The following is a 17,932-nucleotide window of genomic DNA, read 5'->3' as shown; positions in this document are numbered from 1 at the left end:
CTTCTTTGCGTGACCTACTACATTACATTAAGTGTAGATAGACAACCGTGGCACCCTGTCACTAAAACGATAAAGCTGTGCAGGTCTCTGTGAATACTGATTGGAGCTGAGCGGTTTACCGTTCTCGTCCCGTACCTCTTCCAATATTCCCTGTCTGCTGCGAGTCGATGTTATTTTGCGAATAAAGTTCGGCTCTTCGAAATCCGGTACGACACTTTGAATGACCTGATACAGCTCGCCCAATGTAAAATGCGGAGGCAAAAACTGCTTGGCTATCGTCGTCTGAAGCATTTGCAACTGAATCTTCCGGTAGGCATCCACAATAATGTCCCGGTGGTCAAACGCCAGCTCTAATTCCTCCAGCGCTTCACGGATCGTGAACAGCCCAACCTCGGAAGCATCATCCGCCGCTTGCCGCTGCTCCAGCATCCACTCCTCTACCAGCGCAAAAAACGCATGCGATATAATCCACCCGCGCGGATCACGCCCAGGTCCACTATACACACCTAGATACTCCAGATGCCCGCCATCCACACCGGTTTCCTCTAACAGCTCGCGCTTGGCGGCTCCGTACATGGATTCATCTTCCTGACAAAAGCCCCCGGGCAACGCCCAACGTCCGGCAAACGGCCATCTGCGGCGCTTGATAAGCATTACCTTCAGCTCACGGATCGGCAACGTCTTCGTCACCGTCTTGCGCTCCCGCTTGGTCAAGGTAAACATGACGATATCTGCCGGAGCACCATCCGGGGTGCGATATTTCTTAATGTTATACGACGCCTTCTGCGCCTCTTCGTTTATACGTTCGTTATCCATTGGCATCACCATATTATATCATTTTGATAAATTCATTATGACATAATAAAAAGTTTTGTCAAGCGTCAGGCCTTATCCAAAAGATCTGGTTGTTTACGCAATACCCGGAATGTCGCCGTAGCCATGCAGCCGAGCGTTCCTTCACTATCCTTCACTTCCGCCTCAGTCGTTATGGTACGCCCTCCTTGATGGAGAATTCGTGCCTTAACCTCCAATCGTCCTTGTTTCATCGCTGACAAAAAATGAACGTTCAGATTCGTCGTCACACATAATTCCATATTGCGTGAAACCATACTAACCATCCCCATCGCCTGATCCATCAATGTTGTGAGTACGCCCCCATGAACAATACCCACCACGTTGGTATGCTGTGGTCCGGCCTGTAAAGCGATATGTACCTCTTTTGCATCAGCTTCGATCAATTCACAGCCCAAATACTCCCAAAATGTATTTACTTCACCCTCTACCAAACTACGCAAAATATCCATTCCCTAGCCTTCATCCTTTCTATGTGTCCCATTTCCTCTTGAGGTCTGGCACAGTACATATGATTACAAGTTGCACCTGAAAAAAAGGCGTGGAGGCTGAGCCTCCACACCATACATCATTCTAGTCACTGCAATTGGAGGAAGAAGTACTTTTTCCCTCTTCTACATTCACCTTTTCGGCAACTGTATCACGAATCGCCATGATAACCATTTGCAGCAGCTCATTAATTTCCACCTGGCTTTGTTGAAACTCCGTTACAATCGGAATACCGTCAAGCTCTTCCTGAAGCTCCTGAAGCTCGGCCTCTATTTTGGCAATCATCGTCTGATTCTTCAAGGATTCGAAGGCCACAATTTCCTTTTGCTTTTTCTTCATCGCTGCAATCAGATGCTGGATGCGCTGATGATCACGGATTTTATCTTCTGCTTTCCGAAATACCTGCACTTCCTCACTGTTGCCCAAAATCCCCGCCAACTCTTGGGCTTTCGCCAATATCATATCACGATTGACCAAATGATCATGCTGGCGCGCTGCCGATTGAAGCTCTGACTGTTGCAACCGCTCCTCTGTCACTGTCCATCGCTCCTTTTCTCACTTATACAGTCGTACATACAACTCATATTTGATCCACATACAAGCCTTGCTACGCTATTTTGTTAACCGTTAACCGTCACGGCAGTTTGAACCAAATCACCCTGGATGTAAAAGGTCATAGGCTCCGTAATTTTCACCTGCACAAAGCTACCGATCAGATCCTTGGAGCCTTCAAAATGCACCAGCTTATTGGAACGGGTCCGGCCTGCAAGCACCTCGCTGTTATTTTTGCTCTCGCCTTCCACCAGCACCTCAACCACCTCGCCACGCAGTCTACCGTTAAAGCGGAGGCTGTTTTCGTTCACCACATTGTTCAGACGCTGGAGACGCTCTTTTTTGACAGACATAGGCACATTGTCTTCCATGGACGCGGCTGGAGTACCTTCACGTGGTGAATAAATAAAGGTGTAGGCAAAGTCGTAACCGACCTCACGTACGAGAGAAATGGTATCTTCAAACTGTTCGTCCGTTTCGCCCGGAAAACCTACGATAATATCCGTTGTCAGCGAAACATGCGGAACAGCCGCTTTGATCTTCGCCGCCAGCTCCAGAACGCGCTCCCGAGTATATTTTCGGTTCATTTTCTTCAATATATCCGTATTGCCGGATTGAACAGGCAGATGGATATGCTCCACCAAATTGCCGCCCTTACCGAGCGCTTCAACCAAATGGTCATCAAAATCACGCGGATGTGATGTTGTAAAACGTACACGCGGGATATCAATTTTACGCATATCGTCCATCAGATCCCCGAATCTGTAATTCATATCCTTCAAATCCTTACCATAGGCATTGACGTTCTGGCCCAGCAAGGTAATTTCCTTAAAGCCCTGGCGCGCCAAATCCCGTACCTCAGCAATGACATCCTCCGGGCGACGGCTTCTTTCCTTACCGCGAGTGAAGGGAACAATGCAATAGGTGCAAAATTTATCGCAGCCGTACATAATGTTCACCCAAGCCCGCATACCCTCGCGCTTCTTCGGCAGGTTTTCGATAATGTCGCCTTCCTTGGACCACACCTCGACCACCATTTCTTTGCTGAAGAGTGCTTCCTTGACGAGCTGCGGCAGACGGTGAATATTATGGGTACCAAAAATCATATCGACAAAACCGTGCTTTTGCAAAATCCGGTTGACGACACTTTCTTCCTGCGACATGCAGCCACAAACGCCAAGCAGCATACCCGGCTTCTCTGTCTTAAGATGCTTCAGGTGACCCAGTTCGCCAAATACTTTGTCCTCCGCATTTTCACGGATCGCACACGTATTCAGCAAGATGATGTCCGCTTCCTTACGATCCTCTGTCGCCTGATAGCCCATTTGCTCCAGCAATCCTTTAATCGTTTCGGAATCATGCTCGTTCATCTGGCAACCGAATGTGTACACGATGTAATGCTTTCCCTCGCCGATATGCTTCAGCTCATCCGGAACTGCGTTATCGTACAATACCTGTACGTCTTCTTTACCGCGTTGCTTTTCTTTTCTATGATCCGGCTCCGCAATAATATTGATTTCACGTCCGCGAATGCGGATCTTTTTGCTATGCTCATCCTGAGAAATGATCTTTGCATCCGAGAAATCAAAATATTTAGAGTAATCTTTCGTTTCCTTGGCCATTCCTTCGGTCACTCCTTACACCATCTATTTCACGCCAATCACGCTTTTACTGTATCTTTGCATATGGGTAAATCTCTTTTAAGCCCGTAAAAACTCCTTTGAAAAAGGCATTACATTAAATTATAGCATGATTTATAAGCCATCGCCATATATCCCCGTGAACGCCAATTGGTTACGGAGTGAATCTAATGCCCATAATTTTATAGATAAAAATTTTGAGAATCCTTAGTATGTAAAAAAGCCCGACTCTTTAGCAAGAATCGGACCCTTACCTTTCGGCATTATATACGTATATTAGTCTACGATTTCAGCGTTGTCACCGTTTTTCACACCGGCTCCGTTCGCTTCATCCGTATCAATGTGCATATCCAAAGCAAAAGAATCGGACACACGCGCAAGAACATTTTCAAATACAAGACCACGTTCGCCGCCGACACGTACTTTCAGCAACTGCTTGTCCTTAATGTCCCATTTCGCTGCATCAGATGTATGGAAATGAATATGACGGGCAGCTACGATTACACCCTCCTGCAGTTCCACTTCTCCGGCTGGGCCTTTTACTGTGATTCCTGGTGTACCGTCAATGCTGCCAGATTCGCGTACAGGCGCTTTTACACCGATAGCAAAGGAATCTGTGCGAGAGATTTCAAGCTGGGAAGCTGGACGAGCTGGTCCCAAAATACGAACCTTATCAAATTGGCCCTTAGAACCAATTACAGCTACCGTTTCATTTGCGGCAAATTGTCCTGGTTGGGACAGTGGTTTAAATTCAGTCAGTTGATATCCTGCTCCGAACAAAATTTCAATATGCTCTTGAGTCAGATGAATATGGCGTGCAGAAACGCCGACAGGTACGATTTTACTCATCGTATGGTCACTCCTTTTTCTCTATACAATACTTTACACATCTATGATATTATACTCCTACTTTGCCAAGAAAGAAAAGGAGCGCGGGACAAAGTTCCGTTTTTCGCCCCAATCAGCGTTAAATATCGTCCCACTCGCCAGATTAACACTACATCCTTGACAGATCAAACCGTCGTTTTAGCAAACAGGAGAAAGAACAGCATGATTTCAGCTACGATGAGATGAGAGGGAACAACAATAAATACATTAAGGATAAACAAGACACAGAGGACTCCAGTTAAGAAAAGAATGACTCTAAGACTTGGTTTAAGATGACTTAATCTGTACCGATGGAATACCAGCAGAACTGACAGAAAGTAAATAAATACAGAAGCAAAGGTAAAGCAAAGTGCAAAGATATAGGCTACCTGTCCCAAAAACAAGAGCTGTATCGATGCTGCTAGCATGCTAAGTGAACAATAAATAAACAAATGACCATAAATAATAGTCTGTCCTGCTGATTGTTTTGATTTATCTACCCGCTTCTCCATATTCTCAAAATATTGCCACCAGATTGCGATGACTAATACAAAAGCCAAGGCAGCAAATACAACGGAAGAGACCGTAAAATGATCAGATTGCAAAACAGCAAGCATACTGATCACTGATTCGCCAAGCAGGATTAAGGTGAACTGTGCAAAGCGCTCTAATAGATGCTCCGTATGGATAGGTGTGATCACCAATTTTTTACGACCAATCAAAGGAACGAGGATATCAACAGCAATGCCGGCATATAAAATCAAATATCGAACCCAAGAGTCAAAGAAGAGGGAGCAACTGGAGATGACTATTCCGATCCAAAAATAGGTACCGATAAAACGAGCCGTTTCCTGTTTATGAGCCGTTTCTTTGGGTGCCGAAAGTAAATATTGAACGGCAGTCAAGCCTCTTAAACCAATATAGCCAACAAAAAAAGATACATAATACGCGTCAAAATCTATATTAAGGCTAGCAGTCATGATTAACACGAAAAACAATTGAAGGATCATAAAGATTCGATGCGTTATACTGTCTTGACCAAAACGGTTGTTGTAGACAGTTTGTCCCACCCAAGCCCACCATATCGGAATAAAAATCAAAATAAACTTTTCCAGATGATCCCAAGAAATACTATCATGCTCAACATGTAGTAAAACATGAGTGGCCTTGGAGACAGCGGCTACGAACAATAAGTCATAAAAGAGTTCAAGCCAGGTAACCTTTTTTATCAACATTATGTAATGGATCTCCCCTCTGACATGGCGGTACAGCATGGTGACTCGTCAGGCTCGCCCCAAGGTATGTCATATTTCAGCAAGCGTTGTTTTTTAGCACCATGCAATACTAGGATGCTCCAATTATTTCGTAATATAGCTCGCATTGTCAAGGGGATTAAGCAACCAAAAATAACTGCTATTAAATAGCTATTTAAGAAGACATTTTGGAAGGCAGATTCGTTTGCAAATATTCCAGCGCATGTCCTCCCAGCCACCCCTTGACCAGTTCCCCAGGATAATGCTTCAGCAGCAGTTCTGCAAAACCCGGATATTTCCCCGGATGCTCCAGCCCTTGCACATGATGCTCGATACCGTCAAAATCAGATCCGAACATCAAATGACGTTCGCCGCCTAGTGAACAAATATGTTCAATGTGTGGCAACAAATCCTCAGCGGTCACCGTACCCTGCTCTTTGAGAAACATCGTGACGAAAGTCAAACCGATCCGTCCGTTACGCGCGATCAGCGCACGAATCTGTTCATCCCGAAGATTACGTGGGTGAGGACATATCGCGAAGGAGTTAGAGTGCGAAGCAATCGGCGGCTGAGACGCCGCCTCCAGAACTTCCCAGAAGCCTTGTACGGACAAATGCGATACATCTAGCAGCAAGCCTAACTCATTACAGCGCTTGAGCAACTCATGCCCCTTGCGCGTCAGTCCGCCGCCTCTTTGCTCCATTATGCCGTCAGCCGCCCAATTTGCATAATTCCACGTCAGCCCGATCAAACGGATTCCCAAGGCATAGCACAGTTCAGCATAAAACGGATTCCCTTCCAGCGCGTCCACTCCCTCCAGTGATAGCAGAGCCCAGAGTGATCCTTGAAGTTGTTGCATTCCATTGCCTTCCCGATGTCCCACTGATGTATCCTTATGTTCTTCCAAGTCTTCCTTCCACAATAGCGGCTTCAACCCGCCAGGTGGGGATATCATATGCTGCCTGAACAGTTCAACCTGACGAATTACATGCTCAAATTTTGGCGTACCCAGCACCTGGGAAATATATATAGCGAATGTTTGCAAGTGCACATGGCCTTCTAACAAACGCTCTCTTGTAACATCAAGCGACGGATGATTGAAATCCACCTGCGGATTGAGCTGCATCTTACACAACACATCACAATGCAAATCGGCAACCGACCATTTCGTGTGTAGTCTACTGTTCATGCATCCTACCTCCATTCATAGATTACAGCGTGACGAAGCTATCTTACAATCTATGTAATAACAGGCGACTTCCATGCAAAAAAAGCCCGTTTACACCATCGTAAACAGGCTCAGGCAACTAGCATTTATTATCTTGGCTCTACAATCAGCTTGATTGCAGTCCGGTCTTCTCCGTCAATAACAATATCCGTAAAAGCAGGAATACAAATCAAATCCACTCCGCTTGGTGCGACAAATCCCCGGGCAATGGCTACAGCTTTAACGGCTTGGTTCAGTGCACCTGCTCCAATCGCCTGCAATTCGGCATTTCCGCGTTCACGCAGTACCCCTGCGAGTGCGCCTGCAACTGAATTGGGATTGGATTTTGCTGATACTTTTAATACATCCATAGTAAGTACCTCCCCTGGGAATGATGATGGTTTGATTCCACTATTAGATGTTATTCGAGGGTCAGCAAAAAATTCCTGCTTTTTGGTGACAGTTTTCCTTATTCTTTCCTTAATCAGCTTCCAAAAACGTTAATCCATCCGCCATTCATCTTCTTTGAGTCTGATTTTCTGAATTTTGCGGGCTTTTCCATCGTCATCATTCAGCTCTACGCTGATGGCATGAAAGTGCCATTTTCCGTTGTCCGGTTGAAAACGTACCGGAAGCTGAGTCTGAAATTTCTGCAACACGGCGTCTCTCTGCATGCCAAGTACTCCTTCATAGGGACCTACCATGCCCACATCTGTCTGATACGCAGTTCCTTGCGGTAAAATCGTATCATCGTTGCTCTGCACATGGGTGTGTGTACCAACAACAATTGAAGCACGGCCATCTAGATGCCAACCCATAGCGATTTTTTCCGATGTCGCTTCGGCATGAAAATCAACCAGAATGTGCTTATGCTTCTTGCGCAATTCATCTACGATCTCATCTGCTGCACGGAACGGGCAATCGATGGGTGGCAGAAAGGTTCTGCCCTGCAAGTTAACGATCGCCAGCTCCTTGCCTCCACCTTTCACCACGGTATAGCCTCGCCCCGGCGTTCCTGGCGGGAAGTTTGCCGGACGTATGATACGTGGCTCATCATCTATAAAATCAAATATATCCTTATTGTCCCAAGTATGATTACCCATTGTAATCCCATGTACGCCCCAATCAAAAAATTCTCTGGCGATGGCTGGAGTAATACCTCTTCCTGAAGCTGAATTTTCCCCGTTCACGATAATAATATGCGGGTTGTATTTTGATTTTAGCGAAGGGAGATTTTCCCTTAATGCCTTTCTGCCTACACTACCGAAAATATCTCCAATAAATAGTACGTTGATAGAAAACCCTCCCTGGTATGCCTTACATAATGAAAAGTGGCCCTACAAACAGCGGCCACTTTTCGTTAAATTGCTTTTATTTTGCGTATTCTACCGCGCGGGTCTCGCGAATGACGGTAACCTTGATATGCCCTGGATAATCCAGTTCATTTTCAATCGTTTTCGTTATATCACGAGCCAGTCGGAATGCTTCCGCATCATCAATTTTCTCTGGCTGCACCATGACGCGAACTTCGCGTCCAGCTTGAATGGCGTACGATTTTTCCACGCCTTCAAAAGATTCGGAAATGCGTTCCAGCTTCTCAAGACGACGGATGTACGTCTCCAGTGTTTCACGCCGCGCTCCCGGTCTTGCTGCCGAAAGGGCATCTGCCGCCCCAACCAGCATGGCAATCACCGAAGTCGCTTCGCAGTCGCCGTGATGTGAAGCAATACTGTTGATGACGACCGGGTGTTCCTTGTACTTCTTCGCCAGTTCCACGCCAATTTCAACGTGTGATCCTTCCACTTCGTGATCCAGCGCCTTCCCGATGTCATGCAGCAACCCTGCCCGTCTTGCCAGTGTAACGTCCTCGCCCAGTTCTCCGGCCATCAGACCTGTCAAGTATGCAACTTCCATCGAGTGCTTCAATACGTTCTGTCCGTAGCTTGTACGGAACTTGAGACGTCCCAGGATCTTGATTAAATCCGGATGCAGGCTATGCACACCCACCTCGAAGGTGGCTTGTTCGCCATACTCGCGAATTCGTTCATCCACTTCTTTACGGGATTTTTCCACCATTTCTTCAATACGAGCCGGATGTATCCGTCCGTCCGCTACGAGCTTCTCAAGCGCAGTACGCGCAATCTCTCTGCGAATCGGATCAAATCCGGACAAAATAACAGCTTCCGGCGTATCATCAATAATGAGGTCAATTCCCGTAAGGGTTTCAAGCGCACGGATATTACGGCCTTCACGTCCGATAATCCGGCCTTTCATTTCTTCATTCGGCAATGTGACCACGGAAACCGTCGTTTCCGCCACATGGTCCGCTGCACAGCGTTGGATGGCCAGTGTGATGATTTCACGAGACTTTTTGTCCGCTTCTTCTTTGGCCTGTTGCTCAATTTCCTTAATCATCTGAGCGGTTTCATGACGAACTTCCTGTTCTACGTTGGACAGAATAATACTTCTCGCATCTTCCGTCGTCAGATTGGAAATACGCTCCAGCTCAGTTACCTGACTCTTGTAAATCAAATCAATCTGCTGCTGGGTTTCATCGATTCGTTTCTCTTTGTTGGCCACTTGTTCTTCTTTACGTTCCAGCGATTCCAATTTTTTATCCAGCGACTCTTCTTTTTGCAGCAGTCTTCGTTCCTGCCGTTGAATTTCATTACGACGCTCACGAGTTTCCTTTTCAGCTTCGGCACGGATGCGGTGAATTTCATCTTTCGCTTCCAATACCGTTTCCTTCTTCAGCGCTTCTGCCTCTTTTTTCGCGTTCTCCACGATTTGCGCGGCAGCTTCTTCCGCACTGGAGATTTTAGCCTCTGCAATAGATTTGCGAATAAAATAACCAATCCCGAACCCAAAGAATAACGCGGCTACAGCAACGAGAACGAACCAGATCGCAGTCATCATACTGTTCACCTCCTCGTTGGTTCCTCCAAGGCATTCCTTGGGACTTTTTGCAATTGTCACATTAGCTTTGATCGTCAAACTAAGATAACGGCATGCGCCGTTTCATTTCATATGCACATGCTTTCACATGTACAATTCCGCCTGGCATAGCGGCATCACTTGTTATTTGGCGATGAGAACGTACCCATGGACTCCGCTTTTTTGGAAGGAAAAAGGGTGTTCCACAAGCATCGTTTCATGTATATTTTATTATTTGACAAATGGCATTGTCAAGGGAATGCAAACTTTAGTAGATTACCATGTGGCTTTCCATACGATAGCCAGCTCATCCTGTTCACTTGTGCCAGCTAATGGATACCCAACTGTTTAACAACTATTCATCCCACTGCGATAATTCCTCGTCACCGGAAGTCCCATCTTGCTCGGCCATCGTGAGATGATTAACTACGCGGCGTGTCATATCTCCCGAATATCCGCGCCTCATAAGAAAGGGATACGTTTTGCGTTTTTTCTCCATTATATCTCCACGCACCTGATTCCATTTCTTGCGTCCGACAACCAAAGCGCTCTCCCATTCCTCCTGATCGCTGACCTCACCTAAAGCTTCCCCGATAGAGGCTTTAGAGATGCCCTTTTGACGCAGTTCCTGCCTTACCCACATCTTCCCCTTCCGCTGGCTCGTTATGCGCTGTCTTGCCCACTGACGGGCGTATAGATCGTCATCCACAAGTCGCTCCCGCTCCAGACGGTTCAACACTTCATCAATAACAGCTTGACCCATTTCCTTTTGCGTCAAACGCTGCTCAATCTCCTGACGTGTACGCGGCTTTCGTCCCAAATAACGAAGCGCGTGCACGTATGCCTGTTGCTTTTCGTCCGCCAGAACGATTTCTTCCAGCTCCTTTTTGACGAAAGTCGTTCCTTTGAACATATTGTACTTGATCATTACATCTTCCAATATGGACAATGAATACGGGCCAAAATGAATCGTGTATCTTCCGCGTTTCCTACCCTGCCCCTGTTCCACCCTCGTAACCATCAATTCCTCATGATCAGGAAAAAGGGAAATGCCTTGCTGCTCATTTTCCTTCGAAGTGTGTTCACCTTCATCTTCCAATTGCAATGTGCTTCCCTCACTTTGATATTCACGAAAGCAAGCTGAGAACGCCCGCCACGCAAAAGTAAAATGCAGCTGACACGCAGGCCACATTCGATGCAAAAATACCCTGCACAACTGTACAGGGCATCAGAATCATGCTATTCAAACGGCTGTGCCATAACCCTTGGCTCCAGTTCACAAAATCAGGATTCACCAAGCTTTATTCAAGCTCCAGCAATTCCTGTTCTTCCTTGGCTTGCTGTGCCAACTCTTCTTCTGTCGGCGGAGCTACCGTCGTAATCAAATTGCTGGCCACCCGAATTTTTTGTTCGATCGCGCTAGCAATGTTCGGATTTTCCTTCAAAAATTGCTTCGCATTTTCACGGCCCTGACCTAGTCGTTCACCTTCATAGGAATACCAGGCTCCGCTCTTATCAACAATGTCATACTCCGTACCAATGTCGATCAAACTGCCTGCCTTGGAGATGCCCTCGCCGTACATAATGTCCACTTCCGCCTGACGGAAAGGAGGTGCGACTTTGTTCTTCACCACTTTAATACGTGTGCGGTTACCTACAATATCATTACCGTTTTTCAAGCTTTCAATGCGGCGGACATCCAAACGAACTGTAGAATAAAATTTCAGAGCACGTCCACCTGGTGTCGTTTCAGGGTTACCGAACATAACACCTATTTTTTCACGTAATTGGTTAATAAAGATAGCAATGGTGTTCGACTTGTTAATAGCACCGGACAGCTTACGCAATGCCTGTGACATTAAACGGGCTTGAAGACCAACATGGGAATCTCCCATTTCACCTTCAATCTCCGCTTTTGGCACAAGTGCCGCTACAGAGTCAACAACAATAATGTCTACTGCTCCACTACGTACAAGCGCTTCGGCAATCTCAAGTGCTTGCTCTCCTGTATCTGGCTGCGATAGCAACAACTCATCAATATTGACACCCAGCTTGCTGGCATACGACGGATCAAGAGCATGCTCGGCGTCGATAAAAGCGGCTTGTCCGCCTGTTTTTTGTACCTCTGCTATAGCGTGAAGAGCTACCGTTGTTTTACCGGATGATTCTGGTCCATATACTTCAATAATTCGGCCTCTCGGGAAGCCGCCCGTTCCTAACGCAATATCCAAAGCAATCGAACCACTGGGAATTGTTTCCACTTGCATGTGGGTGGACTCACCCAACTTCATAATGGAACCTTTACCGAATTGCTTTTCTATTTGACGGAGCGCCATATCCAGCGCAGCACGACGATCTGACAATAAACTCACATCCTTCATTGTTTGTAGTTTAATAATACCTTGTTTTGACACGCTTGCCAAGCATTTTTTCGAACATACATTCGTTTTTTTTGTTTGGTAGGTTCTCTTCTATACTTCCATCTGTCTCTTAAATCAAAAAAAGAACCGCAGGCAAAAAAGCTTTTGCAACGGTTCTTCCGATAATATGATTATACCATTAATCGTCTACCTAAAACAACTCTATGAAAACTCGCGTCGTATACAGCTCCTTAAGAGAGCTTCTCATTTTCCACCAGTCTGCGCCATAATCTGTACAGGATTGCCTTAACAGACCGCAACCGGATCGTTTCACGATTCCCGCTCAGCTTCAGCTCGTAAACCTCAGTTTCCTTGTCACGCTCGGCAATACCGATATAAACCAGACCGACTGGCTTCCGCTCAGAATATCCGGGTCCAGCTACACCTGTAACCGAGAGTCCGAAATCAGTGTCCATGACCATTCTTGCCTGCTCCGCAAGGACAAGGGCTACTTCCTCGCTTACTGCGCCGGGCGCATTGTCCCCCTCCAAATAATCATGAGGCACGTTGAGCAGCTTCTTCTTCATTTCATTGGAATAACACACGATACCGCCCTGAAACATAACTGAGCTGCCTGGAACGGAAGTGATGTGCTCCATCAGCATTCCACCTGTGCAGCTTTCTGCCGCGCTAACAGTCAGTCCGCGATTGGACATCAAATCCACAATAACCTTCTCCAGCGTGACGTCCTCGCTCGCATACATGTATTCCGAAAGACGCTGCTGAATTTCTGCTTCCGTAGCCCCCAGCTTAACCAGCGCCTCGCTCTCGCTGGCCGCCTTGGTGGATATACGGATCGTGACCTCTCCCTCCTTGGCATAAGGAGCAATGGTCGGGTCTGTCTGTGATTTGATCAGATCCAGCAACCGGGTTTCGAGAGCAGACTCACCGATTCCTGCAAACTTTAGCATTTTCGAATAAATCGACATTTCCTTACCGCTCAGCGCTTGCTGGAGCAACCAAGGTTTTGCCTGATTCTCGAACATCGGCTTAAGTTCCTTCGGCGGACCAGGCAAAATCACATAATATTTACCTTCCTGTGCAATCGCATCGCCCACAGCCAGCCCTGTCTCATTTTCAAGAGGGATAGCTCCTTCAATAGAAAGCGCCTGACGGCGGTTATTCTCGGTCATCTCCACACCGCGATTACGGAAAAACTGTTCCAGCTTATCCATAGCGAGACGGTCTATATGCAATTTACGCCCCAGCACAGCAGCAATTGCATCTTTTGTCAAATCATCCTGAGTCGGTCCCAAACCACCCGAGAACAAAATAATATCCGCACGCTTCTGAGCCAGACGCACCGCTTCCTGAAGTCGATCCATGTTATCGCCGACAACCGTCTGAAAATATACATCAATCCCAATCGTAGCCAACTCTTGTGACAAATATTGGGCATTTGTATTCACAATTTGTCCAAGCAATAATTCAGTTCCTACTGCGATGATTTCAGCTTTCATTGTTTCTGCCTCCTGTAGAGCGAATGTTGTGGGAATTATACAAAGAAACAGCAATAAGCAAACTCCCTATCGCTGTTCCCATGAAACGTATCCTGTTAAACCTTGGAGGAGCGGAGTAAATGACTGTTCTTTACAAAATAGTCAATGCCCGAGTAAATGGTAATTAACGCAGCCGCCCATATCGCTATCAAATCAAACGGAATACCCAGAAAAACAAACGGGAAATTATTAATGAGTAACGCTACAATGGCAACGATCTGGATGACAGTCTTTATTTTGCCCCAGTTGCTTGCAGCGACCACAGAGCCATCCAGTAAAGCAATTTGACGCAGACCGGTAACCGCAAACTCACGGCTAACAATGACAACAACAATCCACGAATCAATCTTGCCCAATTCCACCAAAGAAACCAAAATAGCAGTTACCAAAAGCTTATCCGCAAGAGGGTCCAGCAATTTTCCCAAGTTGGTGACCATGTTATTTTTACGGGCCAAATATCCGTCAAGACCATCCGTGCTGGCAGCTATGAGGAAAATAATAGCCGCAATCAACTGATTATACGGTAGCTTGAAAGCTTCGATCTCAATCGGCGGCGGATAGAAATCAAAATCCACCAGCAAGGCCAGCATCATCACCGGGATGAGGCAAATCCGCGTTATTGTAATTCTGTTGGGTAAATTCACAACACACTCTCCCCTGATTATCGTACTTGATTAAAAATGGCAGGCAGTTTTCGGATTGAATTCAATCCTATGTAAGTCGCTTTTGACTATCGCTATACACCTGATCGTCTGCATTTTCGTTACAAGTATAATATGGTGTAAAACGCATGTCAAAATAACCTGCCGCGCATCAAGTATCATTTTTTCTTACAATCTGCATGAGGGAAAACGGCTTTATTTCATATTCGTAAATTGAAGCTCCAATGGCAGATCAGCTTTGCGCAACAACTGAATGACTGCTTGCAAATCATCCCTGTTTTTTCCAGTCACACGGATCTGATCACCTTGAATCTGACTTTTCACTTTCAGCTTGGAGTCCCGAATAAGAATGTTAATTTTTTTGGCATTATCCTGATCAATCCCCTGCTTGAGTGCAAGACGCTGGCGTACTGAACCCAAAGAGGCTGCTTCCAGCTTACCGTACTCCACATTTTTAAGGGATAAACCGCGCTTGGCCATTTTGGATTGCAAAATATCAATTACCGCATTGAGCTTGTATTCGTCTTCCGATGCAATCGTAAGAGCTTCCTTTTCAAGCTTAAGGCTGCTTTTGCTCCCCTTAAAATCAAATCGTGTTTCAATTTCACGCTCCGTCTGATGAACCGCATTGGTCAATTCCTGCATATCCATTTTGGAGACGATATCAAATGAATTTTCTGAAGCCATCGTTTCACTTTCCTTTCCACAACAAAGTTCAATAACTAATTATAGGCTAGTCATTTACAAAAATCCAATAATCCGCTCACTAAAAAGGCGCTCTTGCCAGTTAAGCTGACAAAAACGCCTTTATTTCATTCCACAGTCAACATATCTAACTGTGGCTGCGGGTCGGATGCCGGAACATATCCAGAAGTCCGAGCACAATGTGAGCAAGACCAAAGCCCAGTATGCCATAGCCCCAAGCACTTGGGGTCAGATAATAGCCAAGTAGACTGACAATTATACCAAGCCCTGTCACAATCCAGCTGACGGTCATAATAGATACACCTCACTTTGCGGAAAATGAAATGACTGGCTTTCCATGAATTACAGTCATTAGTATTTCCGCGCAATAGAGGGTTTATTCACCACCAGTAGTCGAAGGAGCTGTACCGCTCTGTGTTGAATCCGTACTGCCTGTAGTCGAATCCGTAGTAGTACCACTCACCCCAGCACTTGTTCCGGTCGAAGAAGCTTCACCTTGCTGTATCAAAACACGAGTCGTCGATTTATTATCAGTTATCGGTTGACCTGCTACGGAAATATCCGTGGCAGAAGAACGTCCTGATTTGATATACAAGCCTTCTGGACCGATGTCAAAGGACATAGCATCTCCGCTTTTGGTCATGCCATAGCTCAGCTTTTCACCACGCGAGTTTTGTCCCTTGTACACCTCAAGCCAGCTTTCTCCCGTTGCCTTAATATCGACCTTGACTGTAGCTCCGGTTGCACTGGAAACTTTGAAAATCGTCGTTTTACCTTGCTTGCCATCCTGAGCCACGGTTACACCTTGTTGCGGCGTAGTGGTATTCGGCTGCTGGCTACTGTCAGGAGTGGTCGTATCCGTTCCTGTACCTGTTCCTCCCGGTTGGGTTTGCCCTGTTTGCCCAGTATCAGGAGTGGTTTGTCCGCCGCCACCATTGGGAGCTGCCGTCTGACCGTTATTCGGCGTTGTCGTCTGACCGCTTCCCTGAGGAGGGGTTGTCGTCGTATTTTGTGACGGTGTCATAGTACCCTCTTTGGTGCTGTTAGGGGTGGACGTACTTGGTGTCGTAATCGGTGTTGTATTCTCGGCTGTTTTTGGAGCCGTATGGTTGTTACTCACCCAATAAGCATAAATAACCCCAACAATGAGAACCAGAAAAAGCCACATTAAAGCTGTCGGCAACCATTTGAGATTTCCAATCGTAGCCGGACGGCTGGAGCGTTTCTGTGTCACAGGCTCCATGACAGCTTCCGGCTCCGGTTCAGGCACATTGCTTTTATGTCCTTCAAGAATCTCATCGGGGTTTAAACCGACCGTTTCAGCGTACGTTTTAATAAAAGCTTTGACATAAAAGCTTCCCGGCAGCACTTTGTAATCGCCCGTCTCAATGGCTTCCAGATAACGTTTGCGTATCTTCGTCATTTCCTGAACATCGTCAAGGCTCAATCCCTTTTGCAGCCGGGCCTCCTTTAATTGCTGACCCAGTTCTGACATGTCATCATCTCCTTGTATAATTACGCTTATTTAAAGATCTTCTGTATAACTGGCTGTAAAGGTATCATAAGTAATTTCCTCAGCCGGATTATTGCGAAGTTCAATAATGATATTGAAATCGTCGAAGCTGTATCCCGATTCACGTACAAAAACGTCAGGATGCTCAATAACCTTTGTACTCGGCATGCTCATAATTTCCTGAAGCAGGTGATAATGTCTTTCATTTGACCGAATCGTACTCACAATGCCGTCAATAATAAAAACATTGTTAGGGTTCATTTCCTCTTCGGAGAGCTGGCTGCGCACCGTCTGCCGTAGCAGCGTTGAAGACACAAAAGTCCAGCGCTTCATGGCGCATACGCTACTGGCTATAATGGATTCGGTTTTTCCCACACGGGGCATTCCTCGAAGTCCAATGACCTGATTGCCATCCCTCTTTAATACTTCACCCAAAAAATCGACCAGTAACCCAAGCTCCTCCCGTGTAAAGCGGAATGTTTTGCGGTCATCCGAATCCCGGTCAATGTATCGTCCGTGTCTTACTGCCAATATATCGACCAGCTTCGGGGCACGTAAGGCCGTAACTGTAATATTGCTGGCCTTCTTTAAGGTATCTCCGAGAATGCGTATCTTCTCGTCATCGTCCGTTTCCAGCAGCATCCCCCGTCTTTCGCCTTCAACACCGTTGATCGTTAGTATATTAACCCCCAGAATACCAAGCATGGAAGCAATGTCTCCCAGCAATCCGGGACGATTTTTATGTATCTTGTACTCCATGTACCACTGTTTCATTTCTTCCGTCACATTAGCACCTCATTCACATTCAAAACCGTCAACATTTCCAATCAAAGCCTTATTGTATCATAAAATAACACCATTCGACAAAACCAATTATTGAGACCACAAAGGCTTCCTGTATTCAACACAATCGCATAAGCCTCAATCACGTTTATGATATATAAATTACAACGGAATTACAAGAACAGCTCTGTAACCATTACAGAAAAGCCCCCAAAAGGGAGCTTTTCATGTTGGTTCCTGCTTATGCGTTGCTTTTGGCTAATTTGACCATCAGCCGGGCGATAGTGTGACGCTCGTCCTCATCGGCAACTCCCCACAGTTCTTTCAGTGCGCGGTTGGAGTGGTTGGCCGGATCGACCTTCTCATCCAGAAAATCACCGATTTCATAAGCAAGCTCTGAAATGGTATCCTGGCTGATTCCCAGCTTCTCCGCCTGTTCCACACGCTGACCAAGGAACTTCTTCCAGGTATCGAAATTCTGAACAACTGTTGACATACTTAAATCCTCCTTAGATGATTCAGATTTAAAATCAACAGTTATAATATGCTCTTCTCA

19 protein-coding genes are annotated in these 17,932 nt (G+C 46.1%); all 19 read right to left on the bottom strand.

Annotated elements, in window-relative coordinates; translation table 11 throughout:
• Positions 1–27: 27 nt before the first annotated feature.
• Complete coding sequence (locus AC0WRU_RS10185) at positions 28–816, bottom strand: NUDIX domain-containing protein (protein WP_476128182.1); 789 nt, start codon at positions 814–816, stop codon at positions 28–30.
• 65 nt (positions 817–881) lie between these two features.
• Complete coding sequence (locus tag AC0WRU_RS10180) at positions 882–1,304, bottom strand: PaaI family thioesterase (RefSeq protein ID WP_476128181.1); 423 nt, start codon at positions 1,302–1,304, stop codon at positions 882–884.
• Positions 1,305–1,425: 121 nt separating this feature from the next.
• Positions 1,426–1,878 carry a YlbF/YmcA family competence regulator gene (locus AC0WRU_RS10175; protein ID WP_025685012.1) on the bottom strand — a complete coding sequence of 151 codons (453 nt, stop codon included), beginning with the start codon at positions 1,876–1,878 and terminating at the stop codon, positions 1,426–1,428.
• A gap of 83 nt (positions 1,879–1,961) precedes the next feature.
• Positions 1,962–3,515 carry a tRNA (N6-isopentenyl adenosine(37)-C2)-methylthiotransferase MiaB gene (miaB, locus tag AC0WRU_RS10170; protein ID WP_476128179.1) on the bottom strand — a complete coding sequence of 518 codons (1,554 nt, stop codon included), beginning with the start codon at positions 3,513–3,515 and terminating at the stop codon, positions 1,962–1,964.
• A gap of 294 nt (positions 3,516–3,809) precedes the next feature.
• Positions 3,810–4,382, bottom strand: coding sequence for a phosphate propanoyltransferase (gene pduL, locus AC0WRU_RS10165; RefSeq protein WP_013309962.1), 573 nt, complete (start codon positions 4,380–4,382; stop codon positions 3,810–3,812).
• A 164-nt stretch (positions 4,383–4,546) separates the two neighbouring features.
• Positions 4,547–5,635: a low temperature requirement protein A gene (locus tag AC0WRU_RS10160; protein ID WP_476128178.1), complete on the bottom strand. Its 1,089-nt coding sequence runs from the start codon at positions 5,633–5,635 to the stop codon at positions 4,547–4,549.
• Between the two features lie 193 nt (positions 5,636–5,828).
• Positions 5,829–6,842 (bottom strand): dipeptidase, encoded by a 1,014-nt coding sequence (locus AC0WRU_RS10155; RefSeq protein ID WP_476128177.1) that lies wholly within the window; start codon positions 6,840–6,842, stop codon positions 5,829–5,831.
• 128 nt (positions 6,843–6,970) lie between these two features.
• Positions 6,971–7,231 (bottom strand): stage V sporulation protein S, encoded by a 261-nt coding sequence (locus tag AC0WRU_RS10150; protein ID WP_044644814.1) that lies wholly within the window; start codon positions 7,229–7,231, stop codon positions 6,971–6,973.
• Between the two features lie 129 nt (positions 7,232–7,360).
• Entirely contained in the window at positions 7,361–8,155 is a 795-nt protein-coding gene (locus AC0WRU_RS10145; protein WP_476128612.1) for a TIGR00282 family metallophosphoesterase, read from the bottom strand.
• 76 nt (positions 8,156–8,231) lie between these two features.
• The gene (rny, locus tag AC0WRU_RS10140) at positions 8,232–9,776 is read right to left on the bottom strand and encodes a ribonuclease Y (protein ID WP_014281153.1); all 1,545 of its coding nucleotides are present in this window, start codon (positions 9,774–9,776) and stop codon (positions 8,232–8,234) included.
• A gap of 373 nt (positions 9,777–10,149) precedes the next feature.
• On the bottom strand, positions 10,150–10,899 hold the full coding sequence (locus AC0WRU_RS10135; RefSeq protein WP_476128176.1) for a regulatory protein RecX: 750 nt from the start codon (positions 10,897–10,899) through the stop codon (positions 10,150–10,152).
• Positions 10,900–11,095: 196 nt separating this feature from the next.
• Entirely contained in the window at positions 11,096–12,157 is a 1,062-nt protein-coding gene (gene recA / locus AC0WRU_RS10130) for a recombinase RecA (protein ID WP_476128175.1), read from the bottom strand.
• A 248-nt stretch (positions 12,158–12,405) separates the two neighbouring features.
• Entirely contained in the window at positions 12,406–13,674 is a 1,269-nt protein-coding gene (locus AC0WRU_RS10125) for a competence/damage-inducible protein A (RefSeq protein WP_476128174.1), read from the bottom strand.
• Positions 13,675–13,769: 95 nt separating this feature from the next.
• Positions 13,770–14,357 carry a CDP-diacylglycerol--glycerol-3-phosphate 3-phosphatidyltransferase gene (gene pgsA, locus AC0WRU_RS10120; protein WP_476128173.1) on the bottom strand — a complete coding sequence of 196 codons (588 nt, stop codon included), beginning with the start codon at positions 14,355–14,357 and terminating at the stop codon, positions 13,770–13,772.
• Between the two features lie 213 nt (positions 14,358–14,570).
• A complete protein-coding gene (locus AC0WRU_RS10115) occupies positions 14,571–15,062 on the bottom strand; it encodes a YajQ family cyclic di-GMP-binding protein (RefSeq protein WP_476128172.1) in 492 nt (163 codons plus the stop codon).
• A gap of 145 nt (positions 15,063–15,207) precedes the next feature.
• Complete coding sequence (locus AC0WRU_RS10110) at positions 15,208–15,372, bottom strand: hypothetical protein (RefSeq protein WP_476128171.1); 165 nt, start codon at positions 15,370–15,372, stop codon at positions 15,208–15,210.
• Between the two features lie 84 nt (positions 15,373–15,456).
• Complete coding sequence (locus AC0WRU_RS10105; protein WP_476128170.1) at positions 15,457–16,575, bottom strand: RodZ domain-containing protein; 1,119 nt, start codon at positions 16,573–16,575, stop codon at positions 15,457–15,459.
• Between the two features lie 30 nt (positions 16,576–16,605).
• Positions 16,606–17,379, bottom strand: a complete 774-nt coding sequence (locus AC0WRU_RS10100) for a DUF3388 domain-containing protein (protein ID WP_025685001.1) — start codon at positions 17,377–17,379, stop codon at positions 16,606–16,608.
• A 238-nt stretch (positions 17,380–17,617) separates the two neighbouring features.
• Complete coding sequence (locus AC0WRU_RS10095; RefSeq protein WP_014281144.1) at positions 17,618–17,872, bottom strand: DUF3243 domain-containing protein; 255 nt, start codon at positions 17,870–17,872, stop codon at positions 17,618–17,620.
• Positions 17,873–17,932 lie beyond the last annotated feature (60 nt).

This window comes from Paenibacillus sp. 1-8 (assembly GCF_056316205.1).
Note: the sequence above shows the minus strand (reverse complement) of the source record. Positions and strands in the feature narration are given on the sequence as shown.

Coding starts and splice junctions, on each gene's coding strand:
- AC0WRU_RS10110 (WP_476128171.1), bottom strand. CDS start 15,372: ATGACCGTCAGCTGGATTGTGACAGGGCTTGGTATAATTGTCAGTCTA.
- miaB (WP_476128179.1), bottom strand. CDS start 3,515: ATGGCCAAGGAAACGAAAGATTACTCTAAATATTTTGATTTCTCGGAT.
- AC0WRU_RS10185 (WP_476128182.1), bottom strand. CDS start 816: ATGGATAACGAACGTATAAACGAAGAGGCGCAGAAGGCGTCGTATAAC.
- AC0WRU_RS10095 (WP_014281144.1), bottom strand. CDS start 17,872: ATGTCAACAGTTGTTCAGAATTTCGATACCTGGAAGAAGTTCCTTGGT.
- AC0WRU_RS10115 (WP_476128172.1), bottom strand. CDS start 15,062: ATGGCTTCAGAAAATTCATTTGATATCGTCTCCAAAATGGATATGCAG.
- pduL (WP_013309962.1), bottom strand. CDS start 4,382: ATGAGTAAAATCGTACCTGTCGGCGTTTCTGCACGCCATATTCATCTG.
- AC0WRU_RS10155 (WP_476128177.1), bottom strand. CDS start 6,842: ATGAACAGTAGACTACACACGAAATGGTCGGTTGCCGATTTGCATTGT.
- AC0WRU_RS10160 (WP_476128178.1), bottom strand. CDS start 5,635: ATGTTGATAAAAAAGGTTACCTGGCTTGAACTCTTTTATGACTTATTG.
- AC0WRU_RS10180 (WP_476128181.1), bottom strand. CDS start 1,304: ATGGATATTTTGCGTAGTTTGGTAGAGGGTGAAGTAAATACATTTTGG.
- AC0WRU_RS10105 (WP_476128170.1), bottom strand. CDS start 16,575: ATGTCAGAACTGGGTCAGCAATTAAAGGAGGCCCGGCTGCAAAAGGGA.
- AC0WRU_RS10125 (WP_476128174.1), bottom strand. CDS start 13,674: ATGAAAGCTGAAATCATCGCAGTAGGAACTGAATTATTGCTTGGACAA.
- rny (WP_014281153.1), bottom strand. CDS start 9,776: ATGATGACTGCGATCTGGTTCGTTCTCGTTGCTGTAGCCGCGTTATTC.
- AC0WRU_RS10150 (WP_044644814.1), bottom strand. CDS start 7,231: ATGGATGTATTAAAAGTATCAGCAAAATCCAATCCCAATTCAGTTGCA.